Origin of the sequence: Stutzerimonas stutzeri, assembly GCF_024448695.1 — a bacterium.
GTDB lineage: Bacteria > Pseudomonadota > Gammaproteobacteria > Pseudomonadales > Pseudomonadaceae > Stutzerimonas > Stutzerimonas stutzeri_T.
Genome location: NZ_JAMOHY010000005.1, coordinates 73,508 through 86,208, shown reverse-complemented (window position 1 = coordinate 86,208; position 12,701 = coordinate 73,508). Strand labels below are relative to the sequence as shown.

The window sequence follows — 12,701 nt, the reverse complement described above, 5'->3', positions numbered from 1 at the left end:
CAACAGCGTGCTTTTGTAGGGCGGGTGTAACCCGCCGATGCGCGGCTATGCGCGGCTGCTTTGCGAGGGTGCGCCCATGACGCTTGCTGCACTCCCTCTCGGCCCGCTGGAGCGTGCCTTCGTCGACAGCCTGCAGCGCCTGGATCCCGATGCGCCCGAGGCGGTATTGATCGCCGCCGCGCTGTGCTGCGAGGCGCTGAGCCGGGGCGACGTCTGTCTGCCGCTGGTGCGCTTCGCCGGCAGGCGTCCCTGGCCCGAGCGCGAATCGAGCCTGCCCTCGCTGGATGCCTGGCGCAAACAACTCCAGGGCTCGTCACTGGTTGGTGGGCCGGGCGACTACGCGCCGTTGATCCTCGACGCAGATCGCCTGTATCTCGCCCGCTACCAGGCCTACGAACAGCAACTCGCCGGACAGCTGCTGGCGCGTACCGCGGATGTGCCCGCCGTGGACGAAGCGCAACTGAGCGACAGTCTGGCGCGGCTGTTCGCCTTCAACCAACAGAACCCTGACTGGCAACGACTGGCGGCGGCGCAGGCGGTACGCAGACGGCTGGCGGTGATCTCCGGCGGCCCCGGCACCGGCAAGACCACCACCGTGGTGCGCCTGCTGGCGGCGCTGCTGGAGCAGCCGGGCAGTGAGCGTCTGGCCATCGGCCTGGCTGCGCCCACCGGCAAGGCGGCGGCGCGCATGGCCGAAGCAATCCGCAACGCCAAGGCCAACCTGCCGGTCAGCGATGCGATCAAGGCGGCGCTGCCCGACGAGGCGCGCACCCTGCACCGGCTGCTCGGCAGTCGCGGCGACAGTCCCAGGGTGCGTCATGACGCGGCTAACCCTCTGCCACTGGACGTACTGGTGGTGGACGAAGCCTCGATGGTCGATCTGGCGCTGATGGCCAAGCTGGTCGCCGCCTTGCCACCCAAGGCGCGGCTGATCCTGCTCGGCGACAAGGATCAGCTGGCGGCGGTGGAAGCTGGCGCGGTGTTCGCCGAACTCTGCGAAGGGCGCGGCTTCGATGCCCGGGCCGCCCGCGATCTGCAACGCATCACCGGTCAGCCCGTACCGCAGCAGGCGCCGCTTTCGCGGCTGGGTGATGCCGTGGTGCTGCTGACCCACAGCCATCGCTTCGCCGGCGACAGCGGCATCGGCGAACTGGCGCGGCGCATCAATGACGGTGATGCCAAGGGCGCCGTCGCGTTGCTGCAGGAAAACCGCACGGATCTGACCTGGAATCCGTCGCCCAACGCCACGGCTCTCGTCGAACGCCTCGAACAGGGCTACGCACCCTATCTGCAGGCCGCCCGGCAGGCCGATCCGGCTTCGGCCTTCGCCACATTCAACGGCTTTCGCGCCCTGACCGCCCAGCGGGAAGGTGCGTTCGGCGTCACTGGCCTCAACGAAGCGCTGGAAGCAAGACTCAAGCGCCAGCTCAAGGTGGCCGCGCGCGAACGCTGGTATCAGGGACGTGCGGTAATGGTGCGGCAGAACGACTACGCCCTCGGCCTGTTCAATGGCGATATCGGCCTGTGTTTGAGGAGCGCGCAGGGCCTGCGCGTCTACTTCGAGGGTGACGAAGGCTATCGCGCCTTCGCACCCGCGCGCCTGCCCAGCCACGACAGCGCTTTCGCCATGACTGTCCACAAAAGCCAGGGTTCGGAATTCGATGAGGTGCTGCTGGCACTGCCGGAACAGCCCGGCCCGCTGCTGACCCGCTCGCTGTTCTACACCGGCATCACCCGTGCCCGGAGCAAGGTCGAGATCTGGGCCCTTCCGGCGCGCCTGCAGGAAGCCGTAACCACCCGTGCCGAACGCGCCGCCGGGTTGGCGCAGCGGCTGGAATTGAATGAGCGGGAGACAGAGGTCAGTGACGTGGAAAAGGGTGCCGGGCAGGGAGAGCAGCTTGGGCTGTTCTAGGGATGGCTCGTTGCACCAGCCTCAACTCGGTCAATGGGTATCAAAAGCGCGCACATGCACGGTATCTCTTAAGTAGAGAAACACGAATTCCGTGAAGTCGTTGAATGATTCGCCTGGATATTTCTGTTCCGATGCGCCTTTGCCGCGAATCGACGGTTTGGGACAGAAATGAAAAACATCTTTTATGCGACCTGGGCGCTGCTCAGTTTGCTGGTGGTCGGGATCGCAGTTTTTGCCGCTTGGGTGACGCCGGGCTGGGGCAGTGGCTTTCTGGTGGTGCTGGCAGGCTATTACGCGTTCTGCTTTTTTCAGCTGATCCATGCCTGTTATCGGCCCTGGGGCTTGTTGGGGCCGCGGCGGCGTGGGGGTTACTGGCTGTGCCTGATCGTCCTGCCGCTTGCGTTGCTGCCGCTACAGGCAGCGTATGAGGTGTGGGAGCGGGGCGCCTATGTGGTTGAGGATGACGGGCGTGTGCGCCTCACCCTTGCGCTGGTGCGCCAGGGGTTGCTTGGTTTGCAGGAGCAGGTCGGGCATGCGGGGCCGATGCTGGTGATGCTGGTCTTTGCTGCGATGATGGTCGCGGGGCTCGTACGGCTGCTCAAGACGCAGGTGGTTCACTGAATCAGCTGCCCAGCAGCGTCAGCACCAGTGGCAGGCTTGCCGCAGCCAGCAGGGTCTGCAGGGTGATGATGCCGGCCATCAGATGGCTGTCACCGCCCAGTTGCCGGGTCAGGACATAGGCGGTTGGAGCGGTGGGCAGGGCGAAGAACAGCACCAGGATTGTTGTTTCCATTGCAGGCAGCCCGAGTGTCAGAGCGACGCCATAAGCCAGCAGCGGCACGGCCAGCAGGCGCAGTGCGCTGTTCCAGCCCAGCGCGGGCACTTCACCGCCCAGTTCCTGGGGCTTCAGTGCCGCGCCTACGCACAGCAGGCCCAGCGGCAGGCTGGCGGCGGCCAGCAGGCCGAGCAGGCGGTCGGTTCCGCCGGGCAGGCCGAGGCCGGACAGGTTGACCAGTGCGCCGGTCAGGCAAGCGAGAATCAGCGGGTTCTTGATGATCGGCAGCAGCAGCGAGCGGACGCTGACGCCGCGCTCGGCGGTCAGTGCCCAGACCGACATCACGTTCACCGTCGGCACCATCAGTGCCAGCATCAGCGCCGCCAGCGCCAGACCTTCAGCACCGAACAGGCTGCCGACGGCTGCAAGGCCCAGATAGGTATTGAAGCGCAGGGTGCCCTGGGCGATGGCGCCGAAGCGTGCTGCCGACCAGCCGCGCAGGCGTCGGGCGATTAGCAGGGCGAGCCAGGCCAGACCCAGGGCCAACAGCACGGCGGCTGCCAAATGTGGCAAGGCCGGATTGTCCAGCGGCGCGGTGGCCAGGCTGCTGAACAGCAGGGCGGGAAAAAGGATGAAGTAGTTGATCCGCTCGGCGCCGGGCCAGAAGGCGTCGTTGGGGAAACCGTGCAGGCGCATGAAGTAGCCTGCGACGATCAGGGCGAACAGGGGCCAGAGGGCGAGCAGGAGCGCGATCACGGATACATCCATCAATGCAGGTTTGCCGAAATCCTGGCGGCTCGCCAGGCGGCACGCAAGTGTTCTGCGCCGCGGATGATCAGCGGCGGGGCGTTACCGAACGGGTGCGGCCGGTGCTGTCGATGGCGACGAAGACGAATACTGCTTCGGTGACCTTGCGCCATTCGCTGGAAACCGGGTCGTCGCTCCAGACTTCCACCAGCATGCGGATCGAGCTGCGGCCCACATCCAGTGTCTGGGTGTAGAACGACAGCTGCGCACCAACGGCCACCGGCACCATGAAGGCCATGCGGTCGATGGAGACGGTTGCCACCCGGCCTGAGGCCACGCGGCTGGCCATGGCGGTGCCGGCCAGGTCCATCTGCGAGACCAGCCAGCCGCCATAGATGTCGCCAAACCCATTGGTTTCGCGCGGCAGGGCTGTCAGTTGCAGGGCCAGGTCGCCCTGGGGAATCGGATCTTCCTGTTCGTAATCTTTCATCGGCTGAGCTCGCGGCGCGGTTGTTGTTCTGGCGCGAAGAGGCCCGCAGTAGCGCGGGCGGAGCCGAGTATAGCGGCTGTATATGACAGCAGCGACCAATAAGGATCAAGGTTGACCGTCACCAGATTGTCACATTCGATTCATAGAGTGTTCACACGGCCTGCAGACAATGGCCCCCGTTCCAACACACTCGAACACAACCCTGCTAGGAGCATGGTATGAAATTGAATCGTTTGATGGCGGCCCTGACCTTTGTAGCCGCTGGTGTAGGCGCAGCCAGCGCGGTTGCGGCTGTTGATCCGGCCCTGCCGAGCTACGAGAAGACTTCCGGTGTCTCCGGCAACCTGTCCAGCGTCGGTTCCGACTCGCTGGCCAACCTGATGACGCTGTGGGCTGAAGAGTTCAAGCGCAGCTACCCGAACGTCAATATCCAGATCCAGGCTGCCGGCTCCTCCACCGCGCCGCCGGCTCTGACCGAAGGCACCTCCAACATGGGCCCGATGAGCCGCCCCATGAAGGACAACGAGATCCAGGCCTTCGAAGAAAAGTATGGCTATAAGCCCACAGCAGTGCCGGTGGCCATCGACGCCCTGGCGGTGTTCGTGCACAAGGACAACCCGATCAAGTCGCTCGACATCGAGCAGGTTGACGCCATCTTCTCCAGCACCCGTCTGTGCGGTGGCGAGCAGGACATCAAGACCTGGGGTGATCTGGGCATGACCGGTGAGTGGGCCGGCAAGCCGATCCAGCTGTTCGGTCGTAACTCGGTATCCGGCACTTACGGCTACTTCAAGGAAGAAGCCCTGTGCAAGGGTGACTTCAAATCCAACGTCAACGAACAGCCGGGTTCGGCCTCGGTGGTGCAGTCGATCTCCAGCACACTGAACGCCATTGGCTACTCGGGCATCGGCTACAAGACCTCCAGCGTCCGCGCCGTGCCGCTGTCCAAGGGTGGCGAAGCCTTTGAAGCCAACGAAGAGAACGCACTGGCTGGCAAGTTCCCGCTGGCACGCTTCTTCTACGTCTACGTCAACAAGGCGCCGAACAAGCCGCTGAGCCCGCTGGATGCCGAGTTCATCAAGCTGGTGATGTCCAAGGAAGGCCAGGACGTTGTGGTCAAGGATGGCTACATCCCGCTGCCGAAGAATGTGGCTGACAAGGCTCTGAAGGAACTGGGCCTGTAAGCACTTGCTGACCTGACGGCGCTCGCCGTCAGGCCTGCGGCACGAAGCCCGCCACGCGAAATGCGCTGGCGGGCTTCGTCGTTTTTACGTGCTGTAATTTTTCTGTCACATGGCTTGATTAGATTAGGCGCCTTCACAGGCTGTTGGAAAACGTAGCCGAGGCAGGCAGGACGAGGCAAAAACAGGCGAGGAAGCGGAGTTTAGTGTTCTAAATGAGCATTCCGAGCCTGTTTTTAACGAAGTATTGCCAACGCAGGTAGTTTTCAACGGCCTGTCAGAGCCCGGCGGCTCAGGAACCCTCTTGATGAATGATATAGAGCCCATGACTGCGAACACCGATGCGCAACGGCTGGACTTCAATACTCCCGCGTTGCAGCGTAAACGGCGCATTCGCGCGCTCAAGGACCATCTGGCGCGTTGGTATGTCTCCATCGGCGGCCTGGCGGTACTTGGCGCCATTTGCCTGATCTTTTTCTACCTTGCCCAGGTTGTGATGCCGATGTTCCAGGGCGCCGAGCTGCGCGCACGCGATGCTCAGCAGCCGGCCTGGCTGGCCAAGGCCGGTGAGCCGCTGCTGCTGACCATCGAGGAGCAGAACGAGGTGGCGATGCGCCTGGGCGCTGATGGCCTGGTGCGCTTCTTCGGCCTCAAGGACGGGCGCGAGCTGGCCAGCATCAGCCTGCCGCTTCCGGCCGAAGCCCGCATCACCGCCATAGCCCAGGACACGCCTGGTAGCCGGCTGCTGGTGCTGGGCCTGGATAATGGACAGGCGCTGGTGCTGGAGCACAACTACAGGCTCAGCTACCCGAACAACCAGAAGACCATCTCGCCACGGATCGACTATCCCTTCGGCGAGACGCCTCTGGCGCTTGATGCCCAGGGCGGCGCCCTCGACCATGTCGCCATCAGCCGCAACGGCAAGACCCTGTTGGTCGCCGCCTCCACCGATAGTGCGCTGCATGCCCTGCGTATCGCCACCACGGAAAACCTGCTGACGGGCGAAAGCAGCATCGAGCAGGAGCGCCTGAATCTTCCGCAGGTGAACGAGCCGATCCGCAAGCTGTTGCTCGACCCGCGCCACCAGTGGCTCTATGCCGTCAGTGGCAAGGCCAATGCGGATGTCTTCGATCTGCGCCGCAAGCAGCTCAATGGTCGTTACAAGCTGCTGAACGGCACAGGCGAAGTCACCAACGTGACCGCGTTGCTGGGCGGCATCTCGCTGCTGGTAGGCGACACCAACGGTGGCATCGGCCAATGGTTCATGGTGCGCAGTCCTGATGGTCAGGCCGAGCTGAAGAACGTGCGCAACTTCCAGCTGGGCGACAGCCCCATCACGCAGATTCTGCCGGAAGAGCGTCGCAAGGGCTTTCTTGCGCTGGACGACAGCGGCAGCCTGGGCCTTTTCCACAGCACCGCGCACCGCACCCTGCTCACACAGTCTGTCGCCGAAGGCGCTGCCATTGCCACTCTGTCACCGCGTGCCACGCGGTTGCTGGTCGAGTCCGATGGCCAGTTGCAGCGTTTCGTGATCGACAACCCGCACCCGGAAATTTCCTGGAGCGCCCTGTGGAGCAAAGTCTGGTACGAAAGCTATCCCGAACCTGATTATGTCTGGCAGTCGACCTCGGCCAATACCGACTTCGAGCCCAAGCTGAGCCTGTCCCCGCTGGCGTTCGGCACACTCAAGGCTGCGTTCTACGCGATGCTGCTGGCGGCTCCGCTGGCCATCTGTGCGGCCTTCTACACCGCCTACTTCATGGCCCCGGCACTGCGCCGCAAGGTCAAGCCGGTGATCGAGCTGATGGAGGCGCTGCCGACGGTAATCCTCGGCTTCTTCGCTGGCCTGTTCCTGGCGCCTTACCTGGAAAATCACCTGCCAGGCATCTTCGCCCTGTTGCTGCTGATGCCACTCGGCATCCTGTTGGCGGCCTACCTCTGGAGCCGCCTGCCGGAAAGCATTCGCCTGCGCGTGCCGGATGGCTGGGAGGCGCTGATGCTGATTCCGGTGATTCTGCTGGTGGGTTTCGGCTCGCTGGAAGTCAGCGGTCACATGGAGAACTGGTGGTTCGGCGGCGACATGCGCCTGTGGCTGACCAACGAGATGGGCATTCCCTTCGACCAGCGCAACGCCCTGGTAATCGGCCTGGCGATGGGTTTTGCGGTGATCCCGACCATCTATTCGATCGCCGAAGATGCCGTGTTCAGTGTGCCCAGGAGCCTTACCCTGGGTTCCCTGGCCCTTGGTGCCACGCCCTGGCAGACGCTGATCCGCGTGGTGCTGCTGACCGCCAGCCCCGGTATTTTCTCGGCGCTGATGATCGGCATGGGCCGCGCGGTGGGTGAAACCATGATCGTGCTGATGGCCACCGGCAACACACCGATCATGGAAGCCAACATCTTCGAAGGCATGCGCACCCTGGCGGCCAACGTCGCGGTGGAAATGCCCGAGTCGGAAGTGGGCGGTACTCACTACCGCGTGCTGTTCCTCGCCGCGATGGTGCTGCTGATCTTCACCTTCGTGATGAACACGTTGGCCGAGCTGATTCGCCAGCGCCTGCGCCGCAAATACGCCAGCCTGTAAGCGGGCATCGGCAAGAATGCAGCCGAATGGGCTGCGAAGAGATTTCGTTAAAGGTATCGATCCGTGAAAAAGGATTCCCTGACAAACTGGATCAAGAGCGGCACTCCCTGGATCTGGATGAACGCCGGTGCGGTGTCCATCGCGGTGATCATGACCCTGGGCTTGCTGTCGGTGATCGCAGTGCGAGGCATGGCGCATTTCTGGCCGGCGGATGTCATCGTCGCTGATTACCAGGTGCCCGGCGGCGAGCCTCGCGTGCTCGCCGGTGAGCGTGTGCAAGCCGAGGAAGTGCCGCGTGCGCGTCTGGCGGCCAGTGGCTTGCCGGTGGCCGAAGCGGGCGGTGAATTCATGACCCGCGAGCTGCTCAAGGTCGGCAACCGTGAAGTCTACGGTGCGGATTTCACCTGGGTCGTCGGCGAGTGGCTGAGCAACGAGCGCACCCCCGCAGACCTGGTCGTGCTGGAACGCCGCGAGTGGGGCAACTTCTATGGCGAACTGCTCAGCGTCAAGGAAAACGGCAACCTGGTCGCCGAGGGCGAAACCGCCTGGGCCGAGCTGCAGCGCCGTATTCAGCGTATCGACCAGTTGCATGGGCAAATCAGCCAACTGGAAAAAGTCGATATCGGACGCATCAACCACGGTCTCGAGCGGTTGCGGCTGAAGACACGCAAGCTGGAACTGGATGGCAAACTGGATGCTGCCGCCCAGGCCGAGCTGGACGCCGAGCGCGCTGACTGGGACAGCAGGTACCAGGCGCTGGAAGGCCGTCTGATGTCCCTTTATCAGGACTTCAATCGCGACAGCGTCAGCGTGCGTACCCTGGATGGGCGTGAGCAGGACATCAGCCTCGGCAAGGTGGTGCGTGCCTATCAGCCGAACGCCATGTCGGTGCCGCAGAAGCTCGGCTTCTACGCAGCCAAGATCTGGGAATTCGTCAGTGACGAGCCGCGCGAGGCCAACACCGAGGGCGGGATTTTCCCGGCGATCTTCGGCACCGTGCTGATGACCATCATCATGGCGGTGATCGTCACCCCGTTCGGCGTGATTGCAGCGGTCTACCTGCGTGAATACGCCAAGCAGGGCCTGCTGACACGCATCATCCGCATCGCGGTGAACAACCTCGCGGGCGTGCCTTCCATCGTCTATGGCGTGTTCGGTCTGGGCTTCTTTGTCTACGTGCTGGGCGGCTCGCTGGACCGGATCTTCTATCCCGAAGCGGCACCGGCTCCGGTGTTCGGCACACCGGGTCTGATGTGGGCGTCGCTGACGCTGGCGATTCTCACGCTGCCGGTGGTGATCGTCGCCACCGAAGAAGGTCTGGCGCGCATTCCGCGGATGATCCGCGAAGGATCGCTGGCGCTCGGCGCGACCAAGTCGGAGACGCTATGGAAAGTGGTGCTGCCCATGGCCAGCCCGGCGATGATGACCGGCCTGATCCTCGCCGTGGCCCGCGCCGCCGGCGAAGTGGCACCGCTGATGCTGGTGGGCGTGGTCAAGCTGGCGCCTTCGCTGCCGCTCAATGGCAACTACCCTTATCTGCATCTGGATCAGAAGATCATGCACCTGGGCTTCCATATCTACGATGTCGGCTTCCAGAGCCCCAACGTCGAGGCCGCGCGTCCGCTGGTCTATGCCACGGCCCTGCTGCTGGTGCTGGTGATCGCGACGCTCAACCTCAGTGCGGTCGTTATCCGCAACCATCTGCGCGAGAAGTACAAGGCGCTTGATCATTGATTGAAGCCGCGGGCTCAGGCCGCCAGCCTCGGGAAGAACGAGGCGTCGGCCTGAACGCGCAGCTTGTAGCTTGCAGCCCGAGGCTGCGAACGGAGCGAACACATGCAATCGAACACCCATTCCATCGACATTTCCGCCCTTGGCCGCGACAAGCGCAGCCTCAGTCTGGCCGATGAGCCGGTGGCCATCGAGGTGCCGGATCTGAACCTTTATTACGGTCAGAAGCAGGCATTGTTCAACGTCGCGATGAACATCCCCAAGCAGCGCGTGACCGCCTTTATCGGCCCGTCGGGCTGTGGCAAGTCCACGCTGCTGCGCTGCTTCAACCGCATGAATGACCTGGTAGACGGCTGCCGCATCGAGGGCGCCATCAACCTCGACGGCACCAACATCTACCGCAAGGGCGAAGACGTGGCCGACCTGCGTCGCCGCGTCGGCATGGTGTTCCAGAAGCCCAACCCGTTTCCCAAGAGCATCTACGAGAACGTGGTCTACGGCCTGCGCATCCAGGGCATCAAGCAGAAGCGCGTGCTCGACGAGACCGTCGAATGGGCGCTCAAGGGTGCGGCGCTGTGGGAAGAAGTGAAGGACCGTCTGCACGAGTCGGCGCTGGGCCTGTCCGGCGGTCAGCAGCAGCGTCTGGTCATCGCCCGCACCATCGCCGTGCAGCCTGAAGTGCTGCTGCTGGACGAACCCAGCTCGGCGCTGGACCCGATCTCCTCGCTGAAGGTCGAAGAGCTGATCTATGAGCTCAAGTCCCGCTACACCATCGTCATCGTGACCCACAACATGCAGCAGGCGGCACGGGTTTCCGACTACACCGCGTTCATGTACATGGGCAAACTGATCGAGTATGGCGATACGGACACCCTGTTCACCAACCCGGCCAAGAAGCAGACCGAAGACTACATCACCGGTCGCTACGGTTGATGGCCATGTCATAGCGCGCCGGGCTGCGTTGGCGAAGCTTGCCGTACTAATCGTACTGTCTGCGCTTCGCCGCCTTGCCCGACACGCTCTGCCAAGGACCATGCATCGCCAAATACGATCGGTTACGAGGATTTCGACAGATGATCAGTAAAGACAGCCACACCCAACATATTTCCCAGCAGTTCAATACCGAGCTGGAAGAGATTCGCAGTCACCTGCTGGCCATGGGCGGGCTGGTGGAGAAGCAGGTCAACGATGCGGTGACCGCGCTGATCGAGGCCGATTCCGGGCTAGCCGAGCAGGTGCGCGAAGTCGATGAGCAGATCAACCAGATGGAGCGCAACATCGATGAGGAATGCGTGCGCATTCTCGCCCGTCGCCAGCCAGCGGCTTCCGACCTGCGGCTGATCATCAGCATCTCCAAGTCGGTGATCGACCTTGAACGCATCGGCGACGAAGCCACCAAGATCGCCCGCCGCGCCATCCAGCTGTGCGAAGAGGGCGAGTCGCCGCGCGGCTATGTCGAGGTACGTCATATCGGCGACCAGGTGCGCAAGATGGTGCGTGAGGCGCTGGACGCCTTCGCCCGCTTCGATGCCGATCTGGCGCTGTCAGTGGCGCAGTACGACAAGACCGTCGACCGCGAATACAAGACCGCCCTGCGTGAACTCGTCACCTTCATGATGGAAGACCCGCGCTCGATCTCCCGCGTGCTCAGCGTGATCTGGGCGCTGCGTTCGCTGGAGCGCATCGGCGACCACGCGCGAAACATCGCCGAACTGGTGATCTACCTGGTTCGCGGTACCGACGTGCGCCATATCGGCCTCAAGCGCATGGCCGAAGAGGTGGAAAGCGGCAGGGATCGCTGAGACGTCGTATCGAACGCAGGGTGGGAAACCGTAACGCGATTTTCCACCCTGCAGGGCTCAGGCATGGCTCAGCTCTGCTTGCAGTGCTTCGAGCAACGCCTGTCGTTCACGCTGCTCCAGATGTGCGCCGGGGTTGAGCGACGACCACTCGGGACGGGCGCGGGCGCGCTGCAGGGGTTCGGGCAGTTTGCCGTCGCGCCAGCCCTGCGCCTGCGGCATTGCCAGCTCGATGGTCTGTTGTGCGGCGTGTCCGCGCGCGGCGAGGGTTGTCAGCAATAGCTGCTGGCGCAGGGCGAGCAGGCGCAGCACGCTGTCATCGACCGTCAGCTCACGCTGGCCCTTGAGCTTGCCCAGCAGGCGATTGCCGTAATGCCGCGCCGTCTGCGCACCGCCGCCGGCGATGGCGCCGAGCAGGGCGGCAGCGCCCAAGGTGATGCCGCCCACCATCAGATCGACCCCGGCACCGGCAGCCGCACCCGCGGCCATGCCGCCACCGACTTTTACGCCTAGCTGCTTCAGTGTTTCCGGATTGAACAGGTCATCGCCCCAGCGTCCGTTCAGCAGCGGCAGGTCGGCTGCTGCTGCATCCTGCGGGCGAAAGCCGTAGAGGCGCAGCAGCGCTTCGACACACGCCTGTTCGCGAGCGCGCACGACGTTGTGCAGTTCACGTATCGCGCCGCGCTCCAGCTCCGGCTGCGCCGTGACGCTGCGCCGGCAGGCGGCTACATCCACCAACAGCTCGGCGATCAGCTGGTTGCCTGCGGCCAGACGTGCGGCAGCCTGAGCTTCGTGATCCTCGACCAATCGCTGCAATTGCGGCCTTGACGACTCCAGCAGCAGCGCCAGGCTTTCGTACAGGCGCCGCTCGCCATCGACAGGTGGCGCCACGCTGTCGAAACGCACCAGTGCATGCAGACCGAGCCGGGCCAGGGCCTCACGCCATTCGTTTTCACGGTGATCGGGCTGGGCGACGAAGTTGAGCACCGGCAGCAGCGGCTTGCCGCAGCCGGCGAGCACTGCCAGTTCATCTTTGTACTTGGCCAGCACCGGTTCGCGGGCGTCGATCACGTAGAGGCCGGCATCGCTGGCGAGTAATTGGCGCAGCACCTTGGCTTCCTGCTCGAAACGCTGGCGTGCCTCGCTGCCTTCAAGAAAACGTGCGGTGCGTGCCGGGCCGTCCAGGCGCTCGCCAGGGCGTTCGACGCGCTCAAGATGGTCGAGCAGGGCGATGGCATCCTCCAGGCCGGGGGTGTCGTAGAGCTCCAGCAGCGGCTGGCCATCCACCGACAGGCGTGCGCCCTCGACATGACGGGTGGTGCTGGGGCGGTGCGACACCTCGCCAAAGCCGATATCTCGGGTCAGGGTGCGCAGCAATGAGGTCTTGCCGACATTGGTGTGGCCGACCAGAGCGAGTTTCAGGGGCGCGCTCATTGTGCGGGCCTCCGTAGGGTGGATGACGCTTCACCCATCCACCGCTGC

General features: G+C 63.8%; 10 protein-coding genes. 7 read left to right on the top strand and 3 right to left on the bottom strand.

Annotated elements, in window-relative coordinates; translation table 11 throughout:
* Positions 1-76: 76 nt before the first annotated feature.
* Complete coding sequence (recD, locus tag NAV32_RS06790) at positions 77-1,912, top strand: exodeoxyribonuclease V subunit alpha (protein WP_256052038.1); 1,836 nt, start codon at positions 77-79, stop codon at positions 1,910-1,912.
* A gap of 168 nt (positions 1,913-2,080) precedes the next feature.
* Positions 2,081-2,533 (top strand): hypothetical protein, encoded by a 453-nt coding sequence (locus NAV32_RS06785; RefSeq protein WP_256052037.1) that lies wholly within the window; start codon positions 2,081-2,083, stop codon positions 2,531-2,533.
* A gap of 1 nt (position 2,534) precedes the next feature.
* On the opposite strand, the gene NAV32_RS06780 is transcribed toward NAV32_RS06785, so the two are convergent.
* Positions 2,535-3,443, bottom strand: a complete 909-nt coding sequence (locus NAV32_RS06780) for an AEC family transporter (RefSeq protein WP_336604861.1) — start codon at positions 3,441-3,443, stop codon at positions 2,535-2,537.
* Positions 3,444-3,522: 79 nt separating this feature from the next.
* Positions 3,523-3,924, bottom strand: coding sequence for an acyl-CoA thioesterase (locus tag NAV32_RS06775; RefSeq protein WP_256052035.1), 402 nt, complete (start codon positions 3,922-3,924; stop codon positions 3,523-3,525).
* A 218-nt stretch (positions 3,925-4,142) separates the two neighbouring features.
* Between NAV32_RS06775 and NAV32_RS06770 the strand changes: the two genes are divergently transcribed.
* The 5 genes from NAV32_RS06770 to phoU all read left to right on the top strand — a co-directional run bounded on the left by NAV32_RS06770 (position 4,143) and on the right by phoU (position 11,222).
* Positions 4,143-5,108 carry a PstS family phosphate ABC transporter substrate-binding protein gene (locus NAV32_RS06770; protein ID WP_256052034.1) on the top strand — a complete coding sequence of 322 codons (966 nt, stop codon included), beginning with the start codon at positions 4,143-4,145 and terminating at the stop codon, positions 5,106-5,108.
* A gap of 304 nt (positions 5,109-5,412) precedes the next feature.
* Positions 5,413-7,689: an ABC transporter permease subunit gene (locus NAV32_RS06765; RefSeq protein ID WP_256052033.1), complete on the top strand. Its 2,277-nt coding sequence runs from the start codon at positions 5,413-5,415 to the stop codon at positions 7,687-7,689.
* Between the two features lie 63 nt (positions 7,690-7,752).
* Entirely contained in the window at positions 7,753-9,423 is a 1,671-nt protein-coding gene (gene pstA, locus NAV32_RS06760) for a phosphate ABC transporter permease PstA (RefSeq protein WP_336604860.1), read from the top strand.
* A gap of 102 nt (positions 9,424-9,525) precedes the next feature.
* On the top strand, positions 9,526-10,353 hold the full coding sequence (gene pstB, locus NAV32_RS06755) for a phosphate ABC transporter ATP-binding protein PstB (protein ID WP_256052032.1): 828 nt from the start codon (positions 9,526-9,528) through the stop codon (positions 10,351-10,353).
* 140 nt (positions 10,354-10,493) lie between these two features.
* The gene (gene phoU / locus NAV32_RS06750) at positions 10,494-11,222 is read left to right on the top strand and encodes a phosphate signaling complex protein PhoU (protein WP_256052031.1); all 729 of its coding nucleotides are present in this window, start codon (positions 10,494-10,496) and stop codon (positions 11,220-11,222) included.
* Positions 11,223-11,279: 57 nt separating this feature from the next.
* Here phoU and NAV32_RS06745 read toward each other — a convergent pair whose 3' ends face one another.
* Complete coding sequence (locus NAV32_RS06745) at positions 11,280-12,653, bottom strand: GTPase/DUF3482 domain-containing protein (protein ID WP_256052030.1); 1,374 nt, start codon at positions 12,651-12,653, stop codon at positions 11,280-11,282.
* Positions 12,654-12,701 lie beyond the last annotated feature (48 nt).

Excerpts from the sequence above, each read along its gene's own strand:
- recD (WP_256052038.1), top strand. The coding sequence starts at position 77 with ATGACGCTTGCTGCACTCCCTCTCGGCCCGCTGGAGCGTGCCTTCGTC.
- NAV32_RS06775 (WP_256052035.1), bottom strand. The coding sequence starts at position 3,924 with ATGAAAGATTACGAACAGGAAGATCCGATTCCCCAGGGCGACCTGGCC.
- phoU (WP_256052031.1), top strand. The coding sequence starts at position 10,494 with ATGATCAGTAAAGACAGCCACACCCAACATATTTCCCAGCAGTTCAAT.
- NAV32_RS06765 (WP_256052033.1), top strand. The coding sequence starts at position 5,413 with ATGAATGATATAGAGCCCATGACTGCGAACACCGATGCGCAACGGCTG.
- NAV32_RS06770 (WP_256052034.1), top strand. The coding sequence starts at position 4,143 with ATGAAATTGAATCGTTTGATGGCGGCCCTGACCTTTGTAGCCGCTGGT.
- NAV32_RS06745 (WP_256052030.1), bottom strand. The coding sequence starts at position 12,653 with ATGAGCGCGCCCCTGAAACTCGCTCTGGTCGGCCACACCAATGTCGGC.
- pstB (WP_256052032.1), top strand. The coding sequence starts at position 9,526 with ATGCAATCGAACACCCATTCCATCGACATTTCCGCCCTTGGCCGCGAC.
- NAV32_RS06785 (WP_256052037.1), top strand. The coding sequence starts at position 2,081 with ATGAAAAACATCTTTTATGCGACCTGGGCGCTGCTCAGTTTGCTGGTG.